This is a genomic window from Halomonas sp. MS1 (genome assembly GCF_024182575.1).
In the GTDB taxonomy this organism is placed as follows: domain Bacteria; phylum Pseudomonadota; class Gammaproteobacteria; order Pseudomonadales; family Halomonadaceae; genus Vreelandella.
Genome location: NZ_CP098926.1, coordinates 1,106,909 through 1,132,829, shown reverse-complemented (window position 1 = coordinate 1,132,829; position 25,921 = coordinate 1,106,909). Strand labels below are relative to the sequence as shown.

At 53.1% G+C, this 25,921-nt stretch carries 11 protein-coding genes; 7 read left to right on the top strand and 4 right to left on the bottom strand.

All coding sequences use genetic code 11. The features are described from left to right. Positions 1–16: 16 nt before the first annotated feature. Positions 17–898, bottom strand: a complete 882-nt coding sequence (locus tag NF683_RS05080; protein WP_193061149.1) for a LysR family transcriptional regulator — start codon at positions 896–898, stop codon at positions 17–19. A 253-nt stretch (positions 899–1,151) separates the two neighbouring features. Between NF683_RS05080 and NF683_RS05075 the strand changes: the two genes are divergently transcribed. From NF683_RS05075 to NF683_RS05065, 3 genes are read left to right on the top strand one after another with little or no spacing between them, the layout of a single operon-like run. Next, on the top strand, positions 1,152–2,315 hold the full coding sequence (locus tag NF683_RS05075; protein ID WP_253921450.1) for a M20 metallopeptidase family protein: 1,164 nt from the start codon (positions 1,152–1,154) through the stop codon (positions 2,313–2,315). A 47-nt stretch (positions 2,316–2,362) separates the two neighbouring features. After that, positions 2,363–3,754, top strand: coding sequence for a YfcC family protein (locus NF683_RS05070; protein ID WP_253921449.1), 1,392 nt, complete (start codon positions 2,363–2,365; stop codon positions 3,752–3,754). Between the two features lie 14 nt (positions 3,755–3,768). Beyond that, positions 3,769–4,875, top strand: a complete 1,107-nt coding sequence (locus NF683_RS05065) for a mandelate racemase/muconate lactonizing enzyme family protein (RefSeq protein ID WP_253921448.1) — start codon at positions 3,769–3,771, stop codon at positions 4,873–4,875. A 241-nt stretch (positions 4,876–5,116) separates the two neighbouring features. Here NF683_RS05065 and NF683_RS05060 read toward each other — a convergent pair whose 3' ends face one another. From NF683_RS05060 to NF683_RS05050, 3 genes are all read right to left on the bottom strand, one after another. Then, on the bottom strand, positions 5,117–6,004 hold the full coding sequence (locus tag NF683_RS05060; RefSeq protein WP_172422232.1) for a LysR substrate-binding domain-containing protein: 888 nt from the start codon (positions 6,002–6,004) through the stop codon (positions 5,117–5,119). A 74-nt stretch (positions 6,005–6,078) separates the two neighbouring features. Further along, positions 6,079–7,938: a TRAP transporter permease gene (locus NF683_RS05055; RefSeq protein ID WP_253921447.1), complete on the bottom strand. Its 1,860-nt coding sequence runs from the start codon at positions 7,936–7,938 to the stop codon at positions 6,079–6,081. Positions 7,939–8,091: 153 nt separating this feature from the next. Then, positions 8,092–9,102, bottom strand: coding sequence for a TAXI family TRAP transporter solute-binding subunit (locus tag NF683_RS05050; RefSeq protein WP_253921446.1), 1,011 nt, complete (start codon positions 9,100–9,102; stop codon positions 8,092–8,094). A 457-nt stretch (positions 9,103–9,559) separates the two neighbouring features. Between NF683_RS05050 and NF683_RS05045 the strand changes: the two genes are divergently transcribed. The 4 genes from NF683_RS05045 (at position 9,560) to NF683_RS05030 (ending at position 25,843) form a co-directional block, all read left to right on the top strand. Continuing rightward, positions 9,560–10,813: a 2-aminoadipate transaminase gene (locus tag NF683_RS05045; protein WP_089040486.1), complete on the top strand. Its 1,254-nt coding sequence runs from the start codon at positions 9,560–9,562 to the stop codon at positions 10,811–10,813. Then, complete coding sequence (gene ydiJ, locus NF683_RS05040) at positions 10,810–13,938, top strand: D-2-hydroxyglutarate dehydrogenase YdiJ (RefSeq protein ID WP_253921445.1); 3,129 nt, start codon at positions 10,810–10,812, stop codon at positions 13,936–13,938. Before NF683_RS05045 ends, ydiJ begins: the two co-directional genes overlap by 4 nt. Further along, complete coding sequence (gene hglS, locus NF683_RS05035) at positions 13,935–15,290, top strand: 2-oxoadipate dioxygenase/decarboxylase HglS (RefSeq protein ID WP_253921444.1); 1,356 nt, start codon at positions 13,935–13,937, stop codon at positions 15,288–15,290. The genes ydiJ and hglS overlap by 4 nt, the downstream gene beginning before the upstream one ends. A gap of 1,304 nt (positions 15,291–16,594) precedes the next feature. After that, positions 16,595–25,843 carry a DUF4214 domain-containing protein gene (locus tag NF683_RS05030; protein WP_253921443.1) on the top strand — a complete coding sequence of 3,083 codons (9,249 nt, stop codon included), beginning with the start codon at positions 16,595–16,597 and terminating at the stop codon, positions 25,841–25,843. Positions 25,844–25,921 lie beyond the last annotated feature (78 nt).

Here is a 25,921-nt window from a genome sequence, read left to right as displayed (position 1 = left end):
GTCGTTAGTGATGAAATCAATGTGATTCTTCGGCGAGCTGGCATAGTGTTTTTACTGCCGCTGGCTGGCGCCCCTTTTGCCAAGCAAGCATGAGATCCGTGGCTATTGGCAAGTCGTCTAATTCATAGGCGACAATGTCTTCATCGCCGAGTGCCATGATGCTGGGCATAATCGCATACCCCATTCCCGTGGCGACCAAACTGCGAATAGTGATGTCATCGCGACACTCCTGAACAGTATTGGGTACGAAGCCTACCTTCTGAAAGCACCTATCTAACCGGTCGAAGCTGCCAGGCGTTGAGGTTCGACTAAATCGAATGAATGGCGCGTCGTGAAAATCCTTAAGCGAGGTCGGGGTAGTCGCTATGAGAGGGTGGCATCGACTGGTGAAGACCGCCATACGAAAACTGGCTAGTGGATAGTAATCTAGCCGTGGCTCATCTTCTCGTTCAATGAATAGAATGCCGGCATCGAGCCGACCCGCCAGAATCGCCTCTGCCTGAGGACCTGACAACATTGATTCTAGCGTTAACTGTGTTGAGGGGTAGCGTGAGCGAAATCTGCTGATGAGTGCTGTGATGCTGGGAATATAGGGATGTATGGTGCTAATTCCGAGCGAGAGACTTTCACGGTAGCCATTGGCAATATCGCGTGTTTTCTTCGCGACACTTTCGAGTTCTGACAGTAGACGCTGCCCATTGGCATATAGGTAATGCCCCGCTTGGGTCAGAGATACCCCTTTGCGATCACGATAAAACAGGACTGCCCCGATATCGGCTTCAAGCTGATGTATCTGTCGCGTCAAAGCGGGCTGAGCGATGGGTATCTGCTTGGCTGCAGACGATATCGAACCCGCTTCGACCACTGCCAGGAAGTACCTTAGTTTTTTTGTGTCCATGTCCGCTCCCGGAGACGTCACGATGCGCGTCTCATTTCATACAGAAAATACAACTAAAGTCTCATCTCATAAAGGTATGACGCTATCGGGAAGAAGTATTTTATTCGTACTAAGCGTTACAACATACTCAAAACCAATCTGGTTAAGCGCATAACGGCGTACGCGACTCATGTTGCACAAGTATGCGTTCCTGCGGACGCCAGACGGCGCACTTCTCCCAGGCTTACCACTTTACAACAAGGTTTTACCTCTCATGACGTTATCAGCCATTGAGCTTGAGAAAATGATCACGTTTCGTCGGGAGCTCCACCAGCACCCAGAGTTATCTGGTCAGGAGTCTATAACCGCTGAGCGTATTGCAATGATGCTACGTGACTTGGGGGTAGATGAGGTGCATGAGAAGATAGGCGGCCACGGTGTGGTCGGCGTCATTAAAGGCACTAGCACAGGGGCAACCGTTGGGCTTCGAGCCGACTTCGATGCCTTGCCACTCGAGGAAGCTAATCAGTTTTCGCATCGTTCCAGCCAGTCAAATGTAATGCATGCATGTGGGCATGACGGCCATACGGCAATGCTGATGGCTGCTGCTGCACAGTTGGTTAACCAGCGCCCAGCTAAGGGAAATGTCGTGTTGATTTTTCAACCCGCCGAGGAAATTGGTACCGGTGCTGAAGCGATGCTCGCGGAGGGGCTCCAGGAGAAATTCTCGCTTGATGCGATTTTTGGACTACACAATTGGCCAGGTGTAGAGGCCGGGCGTTTTGTTATCCATGACGCCCCCCATATGGCATCAAGCGACGACTTTGAGGTGACGTTCCACTCCACGGGGGGGCATGGCGCCATGCCCCATCTCACAACGGACCCCATCGTCGCGGCCAGCCTATTTACAACCGCTATTCAACAGATTGTCAGTCGTAATATTGACCCTCAGGACATCGCTGTAATTAGTCTGGGTAGCCTGCAAAGCGGCCATGCTAGCAATATTATTCCGGCGACTGCTCGGCTGACGGGTACCGCGCGCTGCTTTAAACCTGAGCTACGCAAACGTCTTGAGAAACGGATTAGCGACGTGGCAGAAGGGGTTTCCAAGGCAACAGGATGCGACGTCACACTCGATTACGTTCCTTCAACACCAGCGGTTGCCAATGATGGCGGTTGTGCCCAACTGTGCCGCGATGTGGTGGTGCAGCGTTGGGGGCATGAACAACTGGTAGAGCACCCAGTCAGCATGGGAGCTGATGATATGGGGGCTTTTCTTACCCATATTCCTGGTGCCTATGCATGGATTGGCAATGGTTCAGGGCCACAAACACCGAAACTTCACCAGCCTGACTATGACTTTAACGATGCCATTCTGTCGATTGGAAGCGACTTCCTGACAAGTGTGGCAATGCAGTTTCTCGATAACCATCAATAAACTGGGGATACCCCATGACACCTCTCGAAAAAACAATGACACACGAGATGAGTTCACGACCAACATTTCGCTTCCCGCATATTTTTGTCGTGTTATTTAGCTTTATATGTCTCGCTGCTTTATCAACCCACTTTCTTCAGGCGGGTAGCTATGAGCGTGTAACCAATGAGCAAGGGCGTACGGTTGTAGTGCCAGACAGTTATGCGGCGGTGGAAGCGCAAGAAGCTGGCTGGTTAAGTCCCTTCATGGCGGTCTTTGAGGGGATGGGTGAAGGTAGTAGCATCATCTTCTTTATTTTTATCTCAGGCGGCGCGTTTGGCGTGCTGAAAGCAACCGGGGTCTTACAAAAAGTCGTTGCCAGTATCAGTAATGCGCTTACTGGGCGTGATCTCATTCTTATCCCTTTACTGATGCTTTTATTTGCGATGGGGGGAGCTACCTTCGGGCTCGCAGAGGAAACAATAGCTTTTATCATTATCCTTGCACCGCTGCTGCGTATGCTGGGGTATGACTCTATTACGGCCGCAGCGGTACCTCTGGTAGGTGCTGGTGCCGGTTTCTCTGCAGCGTTTATGAATCCTTTTACCGTTGGCGTTGCCCAGGATATCGCTGAGCTCCCGATGTTTTCTGGAATGACTCTGCGGGCCTGTTACTGGCTCATATTCGTCAGTGTCAGTATTGCTTTCGTCACTCGCTATGCGGCCAAAGTCAAAGCTCACCCCGAAGCGAGCCTTGTCTTTAATAGTGACCGCCGCCAATTTGGCAAACCACAAGCCAATGAAGATCCTGGCGCGTTATCAGTTGCCGATAAACTCGTCCTCGCTGCTTTCGTAGGCACTATTCTGGTTATTGCCTATGGGGTGATACGCCACGGCTGGTATATCGGTGAGATGTCCGGCGCCTTTCTCTTGATGGCTATTTTAATCGGTGCATTTGCGCGTATGAACCCGAATAAAATTGCCGACCATTTTGTTGAAGGCATTCAGGAAATTGCGATGGGGGCACTGGTAGTGGGCTTTGCCTTTGGCATCCTGGTGATTCTGAGAAATGGGGATATCCTAGATACCATTCTTTACCATCTCGAAGGGCTGCTGAGCGGAATGCCCGCGGTGGTTACTGCGGTATGTATGTTTTTTGTTCAACTTGTCCTGAACTTCTTAGTCCCTTCTGGCAGTGGCCAAGCAGCACTGACCATGCCTTTGATGGTGCCTCTTGCGGATCTTGTGGGAGTCACCCGTCAGACGGCTGTTCTTGCGTTTCAGTTTGGTGATGGTATCTCCAATATTCTTACCCCAACGTCGGGATATTTCATGGCAGGGCTTGCAGTGGCAGGTGTGTCGTGGAGTAAGTGGATCAAATGGATACTTCCATTAGCGATTCTTCAACTAGGTATGGCAAGTCTCATGATTGCGCTGGCTCAGATCTTTTCCTGGACATAAATAAGGCATCAATAATGCGTATTAACAAAATCACGGTATATGGTGTACGTCTTCCGCTTAAACAACCATTTAAGATTGCCTATGACACTTATCACGATATCGCCAGCCTGATTGTCAGCATCGAAACTGCTTCTGGCCAGATTGGCTGGGGTGAAGCCGTGGTAGATCAGCATGTGTCGGGAGAAACGTATCTTGGCGCACGAGAAATCATAACCCGTGAACTAGCGCCGCTACTAATGGGCACCGACGCCAGTGATATTGCGCAATTCCATCATGCTGCCAACCTTAAAATTCGCCATAACCCCTCGGCAAAAGCAGCTCTCGATATTGCGCTTCACGACCTGGTGGCGCGTGAGTGCGGAAAGCCGCTTTATGCGCTGCTAGGTGGGCGTAGCCATGCTAGATTGGAACTTCCATATGTTATTAGCATGTTAGCGCCGGAGGAGATGGCACGTCAGGCGAAAGAGGCTGCTCGACGCGGTTATCAGTCCATCAAAATCAAACTGGGCGATACGCCGGAACATGATGTTGAGCGGATTGCACGGGTTAGAGAAGCACTAGATCGGTCGGTTGCGCTACGTGTAGATGCCAATCAAGGGTGGAGTGCAAAGCAAGCGCTTCAGGTTATTCGGCATGCAGCGCCCTATCAAGTGGATTGGTTTGAACAACCCGTCGCTATGGAGAACCTCGCCGCCATGGCCCGTGTGACGCAGTCGACCGATGCCATGATTATGGCTGATGAGCCTATTCATGGTGTTAAAGAAATGTTGGAGGTGATCCAACTAAACGCTGCTGACATGGTTAACATCAAGCTAATGAAATCCTCCGGCTTACGCCCTGCTATGGCGATGGCAGAGGTCGGAATGGCAGCGGATATACCCTGCCAGATCGGCTCTATGGTGGAGTCCTCGATCGCGACGCTCGCGGGTGCCCACCTAGCGCTGGCGCATCCCAATATTATTGCGAATGACTTGGTGGGGCCTGCCATGATTGGCGAAGATGTTGCCCAGATGCCGGGAGATGAAACGCATATTGTGTTGGACGATTCACCTGGACTTGGCGTGACTATCGATAGGAGTCGAGTGCGGGATCTCAGCGAATTTGTCGACACCATTGACTGAACCAAGATGTACTCTCGGGCAGGAGTGAAGTAAGAAGATGTTCTCTTCTTTGGTGCTTCTGCCCGATAGTTATCAATGCTGTTATAAAATCTCAAACGTATGAATATATAAACATATTAATAGCGTTAAGCTTTTTATAGGCGTTAAGCTTTTAATAGGGATTAAATGAGGTAATTGTTTGGCACAAAGCAATGGCTAGTTGTTTAGCTATCACATAGCCGTGCGCGGCATTGTGTCAGTATCAATCACTGAACTGGGTAATATGCTCTACAAAGCGTCGCACTTTGGCGAGTTCCCCCAAGTGTTCAGGGTAAACAAGGTAATAAGCACTCTCACTGAGCAGCCGATATGGCCAAGCGACGGTCAGTCGGCCACCTTCCAACTCTTCATCGACGGTAAAGTGAGGAACCAGTGCGACCCCACCGCCTGCCATTGCCGTTCGCACCAGCATAGGAAAGGTCTCGAAGCGGGTGCCGTGATAGCTACGGTCAGTAATGATCTCTTGGTTTGCAAACCAATGATGCCATGCGTCAGGGCGTGTTGAGAGATGCAGCAGCGGCAGTTGTGTTAAGTCATCGACTGACTGAATAGGGTGCCGAGCGAGTAATTCAGGGGAAGCAACCGCGACCATATCCTCATCAATAAGCTTATGGCAAGCAAGGCTTGGCCAACTGCCATGGCCATAAAACAGAGCAATATCGATATCTTGCTGCTCAAGATCGAAATCTTTTACGCGGTCATGAAACTCCAAACTAATGCCTGGATTGGCGGCTAGAAAGGTGGGCAACTTATTGGCCAGCCAGCGGCTACCAAAGCTAGGTAAGGTGGCGATTTTAAGAACCTCGCTATTACCGCTGTAGGTCATTATCGCTTGCGTCGACATCTCAATTTGAGTGAGCACTTTGCGTACGTCACTTAAAAAAATGGCCCCTTCTGGGGTTAGCAGCAGGCTGCGTCGCACGCGACGAAATAGCTTGTGTTGCAAGGTGGCTTCAAGGTGCGCGACTTGTTTGCTGACAGCACTTTGGGTGAGGTTTAGCTCATCTGCTGCTCGAGTAAAACTCATATGGCGTGCGGCTGCTTCAAAGCATTGCATAGCCGCCGTAGAAGGAAGATTGCGTGATGCCAAACCTGGCGCTCCTGATGACCTGAAAGCCGCCCCGGCGACTAAGCGCCGGGGGGAAGCTAGGTTTTTATAGTGGCTCATTGGGCGAGCGTTGCAGCCTCCTGGGATTTATCAGGTCGGCGCGATTGAAGCCAGCCCACTGTCACCATGGCAAGCAAGCCTAAGCCGCTGGTTAGCAACTCGGGAACCACCATGGCAAGCCCTGCGACTAACAGTACCAGACGCTCCCCGAAGAAGGAATCACGTACAAAGTAACCGAGTAGTGCGCTGCTGACGCCCATAATCCCTACGAGTGAAAAGAACAGCGCGCTTAACAGTCCCAACAGCGTCGGTTCGACTAATACCAGCATAGGATTATAAATGAAGGCATAAGGAATAATAAACGCACCAATGGCCAATTTAACCGCCGTAAAGCCGGTCTTCATGGGGTTGGCTTGTGCAATGCCTGCACCCGCAAACGCGGCTAAACACACGGGAGGCGTAATATCGGCGATGATGCCGAAATAAAAGACAAACAAATGCACTGCCATTGGCGGAAGGCCGAACTCATTAATCAGTGCTGGTGCGGCAATCGTAGCAGTAACCACATAGTTTGCTGTTGTGGGTAATCCCATGCCCAAGACAATACAGGCAATCATCGTGAACAACAGCGCAAGTATCAAAACGCCATCCGCTAAGCTAATAATGCCAGCAGCAAATTTTGACCCCATGCCTGTCATGCCTACCACGCCGGCGATAATGCCTGCGCAAGCGACCGCTGCGATGACTGGCAGTGCCACGCGCGCCCCTTTTTCAAAAATAACCAATATATCTTTTAGCGATGGACGTGTTTCTTTGCGCGCCAAACTGACAGCAAATGCACATGCGATACCCAGTAGCGCTGCTCGTTGAGCGGTAAAGCCAACGCTAATAGTCGTAATAATGACCAGCAAAGGCAGCAACATGTAGCCTTTGGACAGTATCAGCTTACTTTTGCTGGGCAATTGATCTTTGGGAAGGCCGAGAATGCGATGACGCTTGGCTTCGAAATGCACCCCGATAAAAATACCCGCAAAATAGAGAATGGCGGGAATCAGCGCCGAGAACATGATTTCACGGTAAGAGACGCCCACATACTCCACCATAATGAAAGCCGCAGCCCCCATTAAAGGCGGCATAATCTGCCCGCCGGTAGAGGCTGACGCTTCGACAGCTCCTGCTACTTCGGGCTTGAAACGGGCATTTTTCATCATAGGAATAGTGAAAGAGCCAGAAGCCACGGTGTTGCCGATAGAGCTTCCCGAAATCATACCCTGAAGCGAACTTGCTATAACGGCGGCTTTACCGGCACCACCCGTAAAGCGCCCGGTTAACGCAAAGGCTAAGTCATTAAAGAATCGGCCGACGCCGGTATGCATCAGAACAACGCCAAAAAACAAGAACAAGAAGATAAAGCGCGCCGATATTTGCAGGGGCGTACCAAAAACGCCGCTTTCCCTAAACCATAAGTAGGGAGACACCTGCTCAAGAGAGAAGCCTGGATGAGAAAGCAAAGGGCTGGGGATCAAGTTGCCAAACAGCGCATAGAGAATTGCCAACGTAGCCATGACAACAATTGGCATACCAACAGTACGGCGAGTTGCTTCTAGTACAAACAGCACGCCGAGTGCGGCAATTGCTAGGTCAAAGGCTGAATAGCCCGTAACCCTGGCACGCAGGACTTCTTCATAAAACAGGATTTTATAGTAGGCGGCAAAGGTGGCTACGAAGGCGAGTATTACGTCGTACCACGGCACGCCATTACGCCTGCCCGCACCGCGCGTTGCAGGGAATAAGATAAAAATCATCCCCAAGGCAAGCCCTAAGTGGACGGCGCCTTGCTGCTGTGACGGTAGCGTACCAAAATAAGCGGTATAGAGATGAAAGCACGTCAGTGAAACACCCATTAGGGTGATCATCCAACCCCACTTGCCTAGCTGTAGTGCAGAGCGTACTTGTGACTCACGATCATACTTTTCTAAAAGCGCCGCTTCGTCAGGAGTTTTTTTTTATCCACGATTAAACCTCATACATATAACGCCGCTGGCTTAGCCAGCGGCGAAAAGGGAACATCAATCAGTTAGATCACTTAGGCTGTCAATATTGGAGCGTTCACGGGTGATAATCTGAATGACTTCAGGGTAGATGTGCCCGATAAAGGCGACGTTATCAATCGCGCCACTTTCGAACTCTCCGCGTCCGGCAACGGCATCTTGTGCCGGTGCGTGTACGGTCATCCCAAGATCCATACCGTTATCACGAATGCTCACTAAGTTTTCGATTGAAGCGCCAGTTTCAATATTGGTGAAGTTATGGTTTTCCAGGTAACGGTTCCAAATGGTGGCCATCTCACCGCCGAGTGGGTAGTAAGTGCCGCCTTGGCTACCGGTACCTAAAATAAACTCTTCTTTGGCTTCAGTTTCGCCAAGCTCCGCAACCGGGTTATTTACGGTGAGGCCTTGCTCTTCGTAATATTTTTTAGCACCGGGGTGAATGGGGAGACCTTCTGAACCATTGAGGGCATTTTCAAGGGTAATGAACGCAGATTGAGAGTGCGTGTTTTCTTCAGCATGTTCATGCATTAAACGCGCGAGTTCATAACCCAGGTCTTCATCAATAGTATTTGTGTTGCCAACTAAAATGGCATAAGCCGTAATAGTATTCACATCTTCATTTTGAAAAGCATAACTATTAGCGGGAATCGTAAATCGCTTATAGGCACTGTTCTCTTCAATATAGTCAATAGCGTCATCGCTTAAACTAATTAGGCGTGCATCGCCACTCGAGGCTTGTAAGTTCTCGATGCTGCCAGAAGGTAAACCAAGAATGCCGATAGAAATATCGATGTTGCCATCTTGCACACCATCGAGTGCAGCACCAAAGCCTTCTTGATAGGTATTGTACTTATCGCTACCAATACCGTAGGCATCAAAAAGTAGTTGGGAAACGCCTTGAGTGGTGCTGGCAGGAGGGCCAATAGCAATATTAGGTTTGCTGTCGCCACCGCAACCTGCCAACAGAAGAGTCGCACCAACGCCGCATAGCACTTTTGGTGACAGTACTTTAGAGGTAATGTTTTTCATGTTAACTCCTGCTAATTAAATTATTTATAATAAAATTCTGCTTAGCAATTCTCGCAAGCCGACCGTCTGGGGATCGGTCAGCGAAAAGAGCGCGAAAAAGTAGCTGGCTATTGTTCACGTATGCCGCCCGACAGACAAAAGAAATTAAGTTGCGTACGTATTCCATTTTGTCATGCGATTTGGTTTTAATAAATACCTCTCATAATCAATGATTTACGATTTGTGTCAGTACGCCCGGCACGCTGCCTTCCTTTTAAATTTTTTTAATATTTTTAGTGTCATAGGTGCCAGCAACGCGTGCCTGTGCTAGGCGGCGACCGTTCCCGCTTTTAAATCAATCAGCTATTTTCTATGCATTCCTATTGGGCATACATTTAGCGTTTTTTTTCGTTTGTGATCTGCTATTTGAACCTGTTTGATAAGGGAACATTTGGCAATTTCAGGAGCGTTTACGACGATGGACCTTCCCAACGTCAGCAGTGCATTAGGCATCCTCCATCCCGTTTGCATTACTAAAGGGCGTAATGCAGAGGTATGGGATGAAGCAGGGCAGCGTTATATCGACTTTATTGGCGGTATTGGTGTGCTTAACCTGGGGCATGGCCATCCAGCGGTGGTCGAGGCCGTCAAGGCTCAGGTCGATACCCTCATGCATTCAGCGTTTAATGCTTTGCCGCACCGTGGCTACCTCTCTGTCGTAGAGCGACTTGACCAGTTTGTGCCGGTTTCTTATCCGCTGGGATGTATGTTGACGAACAGTGGTGCGGAAGCGACTGAAAATGCTCTGAAAGTGGCCCGTGGTGTCACGGGGCGCCAGGGCGTGATTGCCTTTGACGATGCTTTCCATGGCCGCACGTTGGCCGCACTCAATTTGAACGGCAAAGTTAAGCCCTACAAAGCCGGTTTAGGCGCGCTACCTGGCCCGGTTTATCACCTGCCGTTTCCCAGCCAGGATAGTGGGATCTCCGCCGAGCAGTCGCTGGCGGCCCTAGAGCGTGTATTTGACGTAGAAATTGCCCCCAGTGAAGTGGCGTGTGTCGTCGTTGAACCCATTCAAGGGGAAGGCGGTTTTCGCTTACTTTGCCCCCAGTTTGCGAAAGCGCTGCGGGAAATCTGCGATCAGCACGGTATTTTATTGATTTGTGACGAAATCCAATCAGGCTTCGGACGAACCGGTAAACGCTTTGGTTTCAGTCACCTCGGCATCGAACCCGACTTGCTTCTGTTAGGAAAAAGCATTGCCTCAGGCCTTCCTCTGGCCGCCTTGGTAGGGCGTAAAGAGTTAATGGATGCTTTACCCAAAGGCGCGTTGGGAGGTACCTATTCGGGCAATGCGGTTGCGTGTGCAGCTGCATTGGCAGTGATGGATATCATGCAAGACGAGGCGCTAAGCGAATGGGGTAATGCCCAAGAAGCGGCGATTGTGAGTGCTTACCAGCGCTGGAAAGCAAGCGAGCGTTTTCCCATGCTAGGTGCCATGACGGGTATTGGCGCGATGCGCGGTATCGTCTTTGAAGACACCGAAAATGCCACGGGGGGAGAGCACTTAGCTAACCTATTGGCCGCGGGGCGCGATGCTGGCGTTTTGCTAATGCCCAGTGGCCGCAAGCGTAATGTCTTACGCTTATTGCCGCCATTGACCACTGAACCAGACGTCATGGCAGAAGGGCTAGGGCTCATCGAGCAGGCGCTGGAGACGCTCAAGGCATGATCGCAATGGTCAGCGAAGTGGCAGTGCGAAGTGGCTATGTGGCGTTTCTCAACGCCTTGCGCGCCCGTGGCTTCGAAGGCGAGATTGCCCCTGACTATGCCAACCGCACGGTGCTGGCAACGGATAACTCGATTTACCAGCGCCTGCCTCAGGCGGCGGTGTTTCCTAAGCACGCGGAAGATCTTGAGCGCCTAGCTAAACTGGCTGCTGAGCTGCCCCACCGCGATATCGTGCTCACGCCTCGTGGCGGCGGCACCGGTACCAACGGCCAGTCGTTGACCGACGGTATCGTGGTGGACGTTTCCCGCCATATGAACCAGATCCTCGAAATCGATGTAGAGGCTCGGCGGGTACGCGTTCAGGCGGGCGTGGTGAAGGATCAACTCAACGCGGCGCTGAAGCCCCATGGGCTGTTTTTCGCCCCGGAGCTATCCACCTCTAACCGCGCCACCATCGGCGGGATGATCTCCACCGATGCCAGCGGCCAGGGTAGCTGCGAGTATGGCAAAACCCGTGACCACGTGCTGGAGCTGGATACCGTTTTGCTGGGGGGCCAGCACTTGTACAGCCGTGCACTTAGCGCTGACGAGGAGCAGCAGGCCGTTGCCCAACCCGGCATGCTCGGCCAGGTGCACACCACCGCGGCCGAAATTATCGACCAACAGCGCGGGCTGATTGAGGCCAAATTTCCGCCGCTCAACCGCTGCTTAACCGGCTACGATCTGGCGCATCTGCGGGAAGCAGAAGGCCAGCTGAACCTGAACAGCCTGCTGTGTGGCTCGGAAGGCACGCTGGGCTTTTTGAATGAAGCGGTGCTCAATGTGCTGCCGATTCCCAAACATGCCACTTTGGTCAATGTGCGTTACGCCAGCTTTATGGACGCGCTACGCGATGCCAAGGCATTGATGACGACCAGCGCGCGCCCCACCTCGATTGAAACCATCGACGACACCGTGCTGCAGCTGGCCATGGAGGACTTTGTCTGGGACAGCGTGGCGACGTTTTTCCCCGCCACCGGCAGCACGCCAATTCGTGGTATTAACCTGATCGAGTTTAATGACGATAACCCAGAGCGCTTGGCAGAACGGGTGCAGGCGTTCACGGACCATTTGAGCCAAGACCCCACGGTAGAGCGTTTAGGCTATACCCTGGCGGAAGGTCGTCCGCAGATCCAAAAAGTTTACGCCATGCGCAAACGCTCGGTGGGCTTGCTGGGCAATGTGCAAGGCGAAAAGCGCCCGATTGCGTTTGTCGAAGATACCGCCGTACCACCGGAGCACTTGGCTGACTTTATTAGTGAGTTTCGCGCCGCACTGGATGCCCGCAAGCTCTCCTACGGCATGTTTGGCCATGTCGATGCGGGGGTACTGCACGTGCGCCCAGCGCTGGATATGAAAGATCCCGAGCAGGAAAAACTGATTCGTGAGATTTCTGATCAAGTGGCTGACCTGACCCAGAAGTACGGCGGGCTGTTATGGGGCGAGCATGGCAAGGGCGTGCGCTCGGAGTACGGCCCCAAATTCTTTGGCGAGCTGTATCCCAGCCTACAGCGCGTTAAAGCCGCGTTTGACCCGCATAACCAGCTAAACCCCGGCAAGATTGCGTCGCCCGCCGAAGGCAGCGAATTAATCGCCAAAGACAGTGACCCTGAGCTATTAACGATTGATGGCGTCACCCTGCGCGGCCAGTTGGATCGCACCATTGATGAGCGGGCGTGGCAGGCCTACGACGCGGCGGTGTACTGCAACGGCAATGGCGCCTGCTACAACTACGATGTTGATGACCCCATGTGCCCTTCCTGGAAGGCTACCCGTGACCGCGTGCATTCGCCTAAAGGCCGTGCCAGCTTAATGCGTGAGTGGTTGCGTCTGCAGTCCCAGGCAGGGATCGATGTAGTGGAAGAGTCGCGCAAAAAGAAAGCCGAAAACGGCTGGGGCTTTATCAAAAGCTTTCCGCACCGCGTCGCCAATACGCTCAGTCGCAAACAACACCACGACTATTCTCACCAAGTTTACGACGCCATGGCGGGCTGCTTGGCGTGTAAATCCTGCGCCGGCCAGTGCCCGATTAAGGTCAACGTGCCACAGTTCCGTTCGCAGTTTTTAGAGGTCTACCACGGCCGCTATTTACGCCCGCTGCGCGATTACATCATTGGTGGCACTGAGTTCATGCTGCCTACGCTTGCCAAGGTAGCGCCGCTGTATAACGCCCTACTCAGCCAGCGCTGGGTCGATAGCCTAATGCGTAAAGGGTTGGGAATGAGCGATTCCCCGCAGCTTTCCCGCGCCAGCGTGAAAAAGCAGCTGCGCGCCTGGGGCGTGGCCGAAGCCACGCCTACCTCGCTTGCACTGCTGACTGAACAGCAGCGTGCCAACAGCGTGATCATTGTCCAGGATGCCTTCACCAGCCACTTTGAGGCCAAACTGGTGATGGATGTAGTGGAACTGCTGTCGCGACTGAATCTGCGGGTGTTCGTGATGCCGTTTTCTGCCAACGGCAAACCGCTGCAAGTGCAGGGCTTTTTAGGCGCCTTTGAGCGCACGGCGGAAAAACAGGCCAAGCGCCTGCGGGCACTGGCAGAGTTCGACGTACCCATGGTGGGGATCGACCCAGCGATGACGCTGACCTACCGCCAAGAGTACGTCAAAGCCCTGGGGGCCGAGCAAGTGCCCAACGTGCTGATGCTGCAAGAGTGGCTGGCCACGCGTATGAACACGCTAGCGCCTCGCCCACTGAACCTAACCGATCCTGGCTTTAAGCTGCTGTCTCACTGCACCGAAAAGACCAACGCCCCAGGCAGCCCAAAGGCCTGGCAGCAGGTGTTTGCGGCATTTGGTTTAGAGCTGGAGTTAGCCACCACAGGGTGTTGCGGCATGTCAGGCACTTACGGGCATGAAGCCCGCAATGTCGCAACCTCCAAAACCATTTATGCCCAATCCTGGCAGCCCCAGGTGGAAGCCGACGAAAACACGGGCCAGCTGCTCGCCACCGGCTACTCCTGCCGTAGCCAGGTGAAACGCTACTCAGCGCAAACATTACACCACCCGCTTCAGGCGCTGTTGGCGCTATTGACGCCGGTGTCTCATCCTTATCCCAACAATATGCAAGAGAGAGCAACGAAATGACTCAGCCGAGCCTTCTTTCAACCAACGAAGTGCGTGACCGTTTCTCTAAGGCAATGTCGGCCATGTATCAAGCCGAAGTGCCGCAGTACGGCACGCTGCTTGAACTTGTCGAGCGCGTTAACCAAGAAACACTTAGTCAACAGCCTGAACTGCATCGCCGCCTGGAAGCGCAGGGCGAATTGGCCCGTTTGAGCGTAGAACGCCATGGGGCTATTCGCGTGGGAACTGCTGCAGAGCTTTCCATGCTGCGCCGCCTGTTTGCTGTGATGGGTATGTATCCGGTGGGCTATTACGACCTTTCAGAAGCGGGCGTGCCGGTTCATTCAACCGCCTTCCGGCCTATCGACGATGATGCGCTGGCGATGAACCCTTTCCGTGTTTTTACCTCGTTACTGCGTTTAGAACTGATTGAAAGTGAGGCTCTGCGCCAGCGTTCGGAAGAGATTCTAGCCAAGCGCGATATCTTCACCCCAGGGGCGCGCGAACTTATCGAGCGCCATGAAACCCAGGGTGGCTTAACCAGCGAAGAGGCCGACCAATTCGTCAAAGAAGCGCTGGAAACCTTCCGTTGGCACCAGGATGCGACGGTCGATCTGGAAACTTATCAGGCGCTCCATGATGAGCACCGTTTGATTGCCGATGTGGTGTGCTTCCGTGGGCCGCATATCAATCACCTGACGCCGCGTACTCTGGATATCGACGAAGCACAGCGCCGCATGCCGGAGATGGGCATGAACCCCAAAGCCGTCATTGAAGGGCCGCCACGTCGTGAATGCCCCATTTTGCTGCGCCAGACCAGCTTTAAAGCATTGGAAGAATCAATCCGCTTTGCCGGTGACGCGCAAGGTACTCACACCGCTCGCTTTGGCGAAATTGAGCAGCGTGGCGTGGCGCTAACACCAAAAGGCCGTGCGCTTTATGACCAGTTACTTACTGAAGGCCGCAAGCAAACCGCAGGGTTGGATAACGACGCCCACCAAACGGTTATGCAAAACATCTTTGCCCAGTTCCCTGATAACGACGAAGCCATGCGCCGCGAGGGGCTAGCGTATTTTCAGTATCATCTGACCGAGAAAGGTCAGGCAGCTAAAGACGTTGGTAGTACCGATATTGAAGCGTTAATCGCCCAGGGGCTGGTGGAAGCACAGCCGATTACCTATGAAGACTTTCTACCAGTGAGTGCGGCGGGTATTTTCCAGTCGAATCTCGGTGGTGCAGAGAGCGAAGCCTATGCTGGGAATGCCAATCGCGATGCCTTTGAAGAGGCACTGGGTACCCAGGTGACCGATGAGCTGTCGCTTTACGCAGAACGTGAAAATATTTCTAAAAACAAAGTGTTGAATAGCCTATAAATAACGTCTGGCTGGGTGAGCCAGTATGTGTTGCAAAGGGCCTGCGAGTTTTCGCAGGCTTTTTTATATATTCATATTTTAAATATAGCTAATGTATCAAGTTTGTGTATGTAAGCTTGTTATTTAGAAATAAGTGATGAAGTGCCTGCAAACCAGGAATCGTGCAGTGCCCCTCCAAACAGGCTGCTTTTCGCTCACGCTGTAATGTGCTGATGCGCATAGCTGAAGATAAAATAAAGCTAATTATAATAATTGCTTAGTTAGATTTTTAATGCTTTTTGGCTATAAATTTGGTGAATTTACATCACTTTATTTTGTGTTTTCTCATATTATTTAATGGCGCTGAAGGTTGGGCTTTGATACTTTTAATTAACCAAATGAAACATTTCCAGGTGTTTCTTCACCTCGGCGTGGCAAGGGGGGCGTCATGAGCTATAGCGCTATTTCTGGGGTGCCCTGCTCAGACTCCAAGCTTCAGGCGGTTTTCCTGCATCAGGAGCCGCATTCTCGCGCCGAAGTGCCGTTCGGGGTCAATGTATTTATCATTGGCTTGCAAGGCCATTCTGATACTGAATCCCGATTCCAGGGTGAAACCGACTTTATTTTACCAACCTGCACTGACGGGACCGTTCACGCTCGAATCTCGTGCCATAACTAACTTATAAAGCGAGGCTTTTATGCAAATTGGTGACACTCGATATAATGTAGAAACTGATCCCTCTGTTAACAGTTATGTATATAGTGTAGAACGTGTTAACGGCCAACTCTATGTCACCTATTCCGCTGGCGGTGATTTAAATATAATTTCAGTTTCTCCTGATGGTTCAGTCAGTACTGCTCCATCACCTGTTCTTGATCCACGCACTGATGACAATTCTGATAGCGTTATTTTTAAAGGCCTTTCTGATGGGAATATTCTTGTTACTTGGTACAGTAGCTCTAGCAGTAAAGGCTTTACCGATACATATTTTAAAATCATTGATGACACTGGTCAGGAAGTAGTCGGCGCTACTAAAATAAATTCTGAAGCAGGTTCCTTGAATCGCTTTACAGAAGTTGCTGAGTTGTCAAATGGTAACCTGGCATTTGTTTGGGCGACAGGTGGATCTGATTATGCCATGCGCAGGTTTGAGGTAGATGGTACGCCATTTGATAATGAGCAATTGTCAGTAACCAACCTTGCTGGGATAAGTGGTTCACAATATCAGCATAATATCGCTGCAAATGATACTGGATTTATCATCACGTGGGATGCTTATAATTATAATAATTATCTAGGGATGCTGTTCGATAATGATGCCTCTATGCCTACTCAAGTTAATGGGAGTAATCGATTCTCTATAGGCGATAGTATTGCGAAAGGAAGTACGTCGCAATATGTGGAGACGCTTCCTAATGGTAATTACCTTGTGCTTTTTAAGGGGGCAACAGGAGATAGTAGTACTCGAGATGTTCGTTACCAGATATACGATGATAGTGGTAATGCGTTACTCTCAAATGATACGGTTATTGGCGGTATGAATTCCTGGGGGGATTTTTCTAAGCCAGTGATTCTTGATGATAGGCTAGTAGTTAGTTATAGCTACGTTGACTACAATACTGATCCAACAACAATAGAACGTTATTTGGTAAGTTATGATTTTAATGGAAATTTAATTGAAGACCTTTCTTCAAGCATACCTACAACGCAAGGTGAGTATGGGTATGTTACATCTTTCGTTGATGTTGATGGTAACCTTTCTTGGTTAGTTAATGATGATGATAGCGGGAATGGTGATTATGATACTTGGCTGCTTCGACAGTCTGAAGTGATTCCTGAGGGCGAAGTATCAAACGAAGCCCCTGCCATTATTTTGCCCTCATCATTGGTTTTTGACGAAAATACCAGCGCTAATGCAGTTTCAGGGCTTTCGATCACTGATGGGAACGCCGACAATCAGACGGTAACTCTGACAGCAACTGATGGTACGATTAATCTTGCTAACATTAATGGTCTTACCAAAGTTTCTGGAGAATATAATTCTGGCTTTGTTACTTTTAGTGGTGATCTCAATGATGTTAACACTGCTCTCAATAGCCTGACCTTTACTCCAACGGCTAATGTTTCTGGAAATAATGCAGCGTCACTCTTTATTCAAACCGCTGATGGCAATGGCGGCAGTGATAGTCAAACGTTGGAGTTCAATATTACCGATGTCGATCCGATCATTGGCAACAACAGTTTCTCTGTAAATAAAAATAGCGTAAACGGCACCGTGATTGGAACGGTTACCCCTAGTGGAGATACTAACGGACTAACATTCAGCATTACCTCTGGCAATGAAAGCGGCGCTTTTGCCATTGATAGTAACGGTCAGATTACTGTTGCCGATGACAGTCAGCTGAACAACAATAGTTACTCTCTGACAGTTGCTGTTGATGACGAAGATGAGGATAGTACGGCAGACGATACTGCCTCTATAACGATCAGCGTCAATAACCCTCCGACGCTAACTGGAGTGCCGGCTAGTATAACGGTCGCTATTGGCTCGATATCTGACCTTGATTTATCTGCCGTCAGTCTGGCAGACATTGATAGTGATGAAATTACACTTGAGATAAGCACTCCTTCGGGAACATTGGCTGCAAGTTCTGATACAGGTGTTGTTGTGAGTGGCTCAGATACCAACACCCTGACGCTCGAGGGAACACCTGATGCTATTAACACTTATCTGGATACAGTCTCCAATATTCAATATAAGCCGGAAGACGAAGGAAGTGGTACAACGCTGACGCTGAGAGCCTCTGATGGAGAGGCTGACTCTGCCATTGCCACGTCGATAATTAACGTTAACGATTTGCCTACTGGTGACGTCACCATCACAGGCGATGCGGTAGAAGACGCGACTTTAACTGCCTCCAACACCCTGGCGGACGAAAACGGCCTGGGCATGGTGACCTACCAGTGGCTACGCGATGGTAATGAAATCACCGCCGCCACCGGCGGAACCTACACCCTGACCCAAGCGGATGTGGGCGCTGCTATCAGCGTCCGCGCCAGCTACACTGATGATCAGGGCACAGCCGAAGCGGTGACGTCTGCTGCCACGGATAGCGTTGCCAACGTCAACGATGCCCCCACTGGCGATGTCATCATTACCGGCGATGCGATCGAAGATGAAACACTCACAGCCGACACCAGCGCTCTGGCCGATGAGGATGGTCTGGGCACTTTCAGCTACGTTTGGAAGGCCGATGACACCGCCATCACCGGTGCCACCAGCAGCACCTACACCCTGACTCAGGCTGAAGTGGGCAAGGCAATCACTGTTGAAGTCAGCTACACCGATGATCAGGGTACCGCCGAAGCGGTCACATCCGCTGCCACGGAGAGCGTGGCGAACGTCAACGATGCCCCCGCTGGCGATGTCATCATTACCGGCGATGCGATCGAAGATGAAACGCTCACGGCCGACACCAGCGCTCTGGCCGATGAGGATGGCCTGGGCGCTTTCAGCTACGTTTGGAAGGCCGATGACACTGCCATCACCGGTGCCACCAGCAGCACCTACACCTTGACTCAGGCTGAAGTGGGCAAGGCAATCACCGTTGAAGTCAGCTACACCGACGGGCAGGGCACCGCCGAAGCCGTGACATCTGCTGCCACGGGTAGCGTCGCCAACGTCAATGATGCACCGACGGGTGGCGTGGCCATCAGCGGCGATGCGATCGAAGATGAAACGCTCACAGCCGACACCAGCGCTCTGGCCGATGAGGATGGCCTGGGCGCTTTCAGCTACGTTTGGAAGGCCGATGACACTGCCATCACAGGTGCCACCAGCAGCACCTACACCTTGACTCAGGCTGAAGTGGGCAAGGCAATCACCGTTGAAGTCAGCTACACCGATGATCAGGGTACCGCTGAAGCGGTCACATCCGCTGCCACGGATAGCGTGGCCAACGTCAACGATGCACCGACGGGTGGCGTGACAATCAGCGGCGATGCGGTAGAAGATCAGACACTGACGGCGTCTAACACCTTAGCCGATGAAGACGGCCTGGGCACGGTGACCTACCAGTGGCTACGGGATGGTAATGAAATCGCTGATGCGACTGACACCACTTATACGCTAACCCAAGCGGATGTGGGCGCTGCTATCAGCGTTCGCGCCAGCTACACCGACCAGCAGGGCACGGCGGAAGCGGTGACGTCTGCTTCGACAGATAGCGTGGCCAACGTTAACGATGCGCCGACGGGCAACGTCATCATTACTGGCACCACGACTGAGGATGAAACACTCACGGCCGACACCAGCGCTCTAGTCGACGAGGACGGTCTGGGCACTTTCAGCTACGCCTGGAAGGCCGATGGCACCGCCATCACAGGTGCCACTAACAACACCTACACCCTGACTCAGGCTGAAGTGGGCAAGGCGATCACCGTTGAAGTCAGCTACACCGATGATCAGGGTACCGCTGAAGCGGTCACATCCGCTGCCACGGAGAGCGTGGCCAACGTCAACGATGCACCGACGGGTGGCGTGGCCATCAGCGGCGATGCGGTAGAAGATCAGACACTGACCGCCTCTAATACACTGGCCGATGAAGACGGCCTGGGCGCAGTGACCTACCAGTGGCTGCGCGATGGCACCGAAATCACTGACGCCACCGGCGAAACTTACACCCTGGCCCAAGCGGATGTGGGCGCTGCCATCAGCGTTCGCGCCAGCTACACCGATGATCAGGGCACCGCCGAAGCAGTCACATCCGCTGCCACGGATAGCGTGGCCAACGTCAACGATGCACCAACGGGTGGCGTGACCATCAGCGGTACGGCGACGGAAGACGAAGTTCTTACGGCGTCTAACACCCTGGCGGATGAAGATGGCCTGGGCACGGTGACCTACCAGTGGCTGCGGGATGGCACTGAGATCACCGACGCCACTGGCGAAACTTACACCCTTACCCAAGCCGATGTGGGCGCTGCTATCAGCGTCCGCGCCAGCTACACCGATGATCAGGGCACGGCCGAAGCGGTGACATCTGGCGCAACGGATAGCATCGCCAACGTTAATGATGCGCCGATGGGCAACGCTATCATTACTGGCACCACGACTGAAGATGAAACACTCACGGCCGACACCAGCGCTCTAGTCGATGAGGATGGTCTGGGCACTTTCAGCTACGTTTGGAAGGCCGATGACACCGCCATCACCGGTGCCACCAGCAGCACCTACACCCTGACTCAGGCTGAAGTGGACAAGGCAATCACCGTTGAAGTCAGCTACACCGATGATCAGGGTACCGCCGAAGCGGTCACATCCGCTGCCACGGAGAGCGTGGCCAACGTCAATGATGCACCGACGGGTGGCGTGGCCATCAGCGGCGATGCGGTAGAAGATCAGACACTGACCGCCTCTAATACGCTGGCTGATGAAGACGGCCTGGGCACGGTGACCTACCAGTGGCTGCGCGATGGCAACGAGATCACCGCTGCTACCGGCGAAACTTACACCCTGACCCAAGCCGATGTGGGTGCTGAGATCAGCGTTCGCGCTAGCTACACTGACCAGCAGGGCACCGCCGAAGCCGTGACATCTGCCGCAACGGGTAGCGTCGCCAACGTCAACGATGCCCCCACTGGTGATGTCATCATTACCGGCGATGCGATCGAAGATGAAACGCTCACAGCCGACACTAGCGCTCTAGTCGACGAGGATGGTCTAGGCACTTTCAGCTACGTTTGGAAGGCCGATGACACCGCCATCACAGGTGCCACCAGCAGCACCTACACCTTGACTCAGGCTGAAGTGGGCAAGGCAATCACCGTTGAAGTCAGCTACACCGATGATCAGGGTACCGCTGAAGCGGTCACATCCGCTGCCACGGATAGCGTGGCCAACGTCAACGATGCACCGACTGGCGATGTCATCATTACCGGCGATGCGGTAGAAGATCAGACACTGACCGCCTCTAATACACTGGCCGATGAAGACGGCCTGGGCGCAGTGACCTACCAGTGGCTGCGCGATGGCACCGGAATCACTGACGCCACCGGCGAAACTTACACCCTGACCCAAGCGGATGTGGGCGCTGCCATCAGCGTTCGCGCCAGCTACACCGATGATCAGGGCACCGCCGAAGCGGTCACATCCGCTGCCACGGAGAGCGTGGCCAACGTCAACGATGCACCGACGGGTGGCGTCATCATTACTGGCGATGCGGTAGAAGATCAGACACTGACCGCCTCTAATACGCTGGCCGATGAAGACGGCCTGGGCGCAGTGACCTACCAGTGGCTGCGCAATGGCACCGAAATCACTGACGCCACCGGCGAGACCTACACCCTGACGCAAGCCGATGTGGGTGCTGAGATCAGCGTTCGCGCTAGCTACACTGACCAGCAGGGCACAGCCGAAGCCGTGACATCTGCCGCAACGGGTAGCGTGGCCAACGTTAATGATGCACCGAAGGGCGACGTTATCATTACTGGCACCACGACTGAAGATGAAACGCTCACAGCCGACACCAGCGCTCTGGCCGATGAGGATGGCCTGGGCGCTTTCAGCTACGTTTGGAAGGCCGATGACACTGCCATCACAGGTGCCACCAGCAGCACCTACACCTTGACTCAGGCTGAAGTGGGCAAGGCAATCACCGTTGAAGTCAGCTACACCGATGATCAGAGTACCGCTGAAGCGGTCACATCCGCTGCCACGGATAGCGTGGCCAACGTCAACGATGCACCGACGGGTGGCGTGGTCATCAGCGGTACGGCGACGGAAGACGAAGTTCTGATGGTGTCTAACACCCTGGCGGATGAAGATGGCCTGGGCACGGTGACCTACCAGTGGCTACGCGATGGCAATGACATTCCCGACGCCACCGGCGAAACCTACACCCTGACCCAAGCGGATGTGGGCGCTGCCATCAGCGTGCGTGCCCGCTATACCGACCAGCAGGGCACCGCCGAAGCGGTCACATCAGCTGCCACGGATAGCGTTGCCAATGTTAACGACTTGCCCACTGGCAGTGTGGCCATCAGCGGCGATGCGGTAGAAGACGCGACTTTAACCGCCTCCAACACCCTAGCTGACGAAGACGGCCTGGGGGCGGTGACTTACCAGTGGCTACGCGATGGTAATGAAATCGCCGCCGCCACCGGCGAAACCTACACCCTGACGCAAGCGGATGTGGGCGCTGCCATCAGCGTTCGTGCCAGCTACACCGATCAGCAGGGCACTGCCGAAACGGTGACATCTGGCGCCACGGATAGCGTGGCCAACGTTAACGATGCGCCGACGGGCAACGTCATCATTACCGGCGATGCGGTAGAAGATCAAACTCTGACCGTCTCTAACACCCTGGCAGATGAAGACGGCCTGGGCGCAGTGACCTACCAGTGGCTGCGCGATGGCAACGAGATCACCGATGCCTCCGGCGAAACCTATACCCTGACGCAAGCCGATGTGGGTGCTGCCATTAGCGTCCGTGCCAGCTATACCGATCAGCAGGGCACGGCCGAAGCGCTCACATCCGCTGCCACGGATAGCGTGGCCAACGTCAATGATGCACCGACGGGTGGCGTGGCCATCAGCGGCGATGCGGTAGAAGATCAGACACTGACCGCCTCTAACACCCTGGCCGATGAAGATGGCCTGGGCACGGTAACCTACCAGTGGCTGCGCGATGGCGTTGAGATTACCGATACCACCGGCGAAACCTACACCCTGACGCAAGCCGATGTGGGTGCTGAGATCAGCGTTCGCGCTGGCTACACCGACCAGCAGGGCACGGCTGAAACGGTGACATCTGGCGCGACGGAGAGCGTGGCCAACGTCAACGATGCACCGATAGGTGTCGTTACAATCAGCGGAGGTGCGGTAGAAGATCAGACACTGACCGTCTCTAACACCCTGGCGGATGAAGACGGCCTGGGCACGGTGACCTACCAGTGGCTGCGGGATGGCACGGAGATCACCGATGCCTCCGGCGAAACCTACACCCTGACGCAAGCCGATGTGGGCGCTGCCATCAGCGTTCGCGCCAGCTACACCGATGATCAGGGCACGGCCGAAGCGGTGATGTCCGCTGCCACGGATAGTGTTGCCAACGTCAACGATGCCCCCACTGGCGATGTCATCATTACCGGCGATGCGATCGAAGATGAAACGCTCACAGCCGACACCAGCGCTCTGGCCGATGAGGATGGTCTGGGCGCTTTCAGCTACGTTTGGAAGGCCGATGACACTGCCATCACCGGTGCCACCAGCAGCACCTACACCTTGACTCAGGCTGAAGTGGGCAAGGCAATCACCGTTGAAGTCAGCTACACCGATGATCAGGGCACGGCCGAAGCGGTGACGTCTGCTGCCACGGATAGCGTGGCCAACGTCAACGATGCACCGACGGGCGATGTCATCATTACCGGCGATGCGGTAGAAGATCAGACACTGACCGCCTCTAATACGCTGGCTGATGAAGACGGCCTGGGCACGGTGACCTACCAGTGGCTGCGCGATGGCAACGAGATCACCACTGCTACCGGCGAAACCTACACCCTGACCCAAGCCGATGTGGGCGCTGCCATTAGCGTGCGTGCCAGCTACACCGATCAGCAGGGCACGGCTGAAGCAGTCACGTCTGCCGCGACGGATAGCGTGGCCAACGTCAACGATGCACCGACGGGCGATGTCATCATTACTGGCGATGCGGTAGAAGATCAGACACTGACCGCCTCTAATACGCTGGCCGACGAAGATGGCCTGGGCACGGTGACCTACCAGTGGCTGCGCGATGGTAATGAAATCACCACCGCCACCGGCGAAACCTACACCCTGACCCAAGCGGATGTGGGCACTGCTATCAGCGTGCGTGCCAGCTATACCGATCAGCAGGGCACCGCTGAAGCAGTCACGTCTGCTACCACGGATAGCGTGGCCAACGTCAACGATGCACCGACGGGTGGCGTGGCCATCAGCGGCGATGCGGTAGAAGATCAGACACTGACCGCCTCTAATACGCTGGCTGACGAAGATGGCATGGGGACGGTAACCTACCAATGGCTGCGCGATGGCAACGAGATCACCGACGCCATCGGCGAAACCTACACCCTGACCCAAGCGGATGTGAGCACTGCTATCAGCGTGCGTGCCAGCTATACCGATCAGCAGGGCACGGCCGAAACTATTACATCGATGCCAACGTCTGCTATTAGTGCTAATCCTGATAGCGATAATGACGGCATTTCGAATGAAGATGAAAATCGCGTACCATCGCTGGATGGAAGCACTACCGGTGATGGCAACGGCGACGGCATTTCTGACGCCGAGCAAAGCAATGTCAGTTCTACACCGTTTTTATTGACGCCGACGGCTGTCTCTAATCCCGAAGATGCCCCTGAAGCGTTTATCACGCTGACGTCGAACGGCAGCCGTGACGCCGAGAGCGATGATGACTTACTAACGTTGCGTAATGTGCGACAGTTGGATGCGCCGAATGACCGACCAGATGACCTTGATATGCCATTTGGTTTAATCGCTTTTGAAGCGGATATAGAAACCGTTGGTGGGTCTAATGTGTTTTCTCTGTTCGTCGCCGATGATGTTGAGGCCAATGGTTACTGGAAGCAGAACGCGGCTGGAGACTGGGTAAATCTGGCTAGTGCAGCCTTTGGCGGTAGTCTGACAAATGAAGGTAATAAATTACGCTTTGATTTTGTCATTGAGGATGGCGGTGAGTTTGATTCTGATGGCGCCGCTAACGGCGTTATTGTTGACCCTGGTGCCATTGGATTCCGCTTACCAGAAACCCCCGAGGATCCAGAGCCTATACCGGATGTCGATGATGGAGGGGTAAACAGCGCACCTATTGCGCGTGACGATGAATTTTCGAGCCGGTTTGGTTGGTTACTGCGTGGGAACCTGTTGGAAGACAATGGCAACGGTATTGATCAGGAGGTTGATGGTGATGACTTCTCAATCACTGATATTGATGGTCAAGAGATTCTTTTTGATACCGCGCTTGTTTTGTCATCTGGTGCGACTCTCACCGTTCAGGAAAATGGTGATTTCCTCTACGACCAGAGAGGGGCTTTTGTGCCCTCACAAGAAGTAGACCGCGTCAGCGATATCTTTGAATATTCGATTGAGGACTCGCAGGGAGCATCAAGCACAGCGACAGTTTCTGTTGAACTGGGCGATGTCACGGATACGGTCGAGATCTCAGTGCTTCAAGCATTATATAAAGTCGCGTTTGATCGAGAGGCGGATGCTACAGGACTAAATTACTGGTCAGGTGTGCGTGAAAACGGTGTGAGTATGTTTGATATTGCTGATTTCTTCATCGAATCGGAAGAGTTTACCGATGATCACGGGAGTCGCTTCAGTGATGATGACTATCTGACCCTGCTATATGCCAACGCCTTTGATAGAGCTCCTGATGCTGATGGCTTTGCGTACTGGTCAGATGTGCTTGAAGAGCCGACGGTTGATCATGGTGATGTGATGACCTATTTCGCTACTTCTGAAGAAATGCAGGTGAAACATTTAGCGGAAGGTTTTATTTTCGCCTGATGCATTGACGTTAGGCAGAGCACCAGCGGCCACTCTTCGCCTGCGGGAAGAGTGGCCGCTTTTGATGTGTATCCGTTT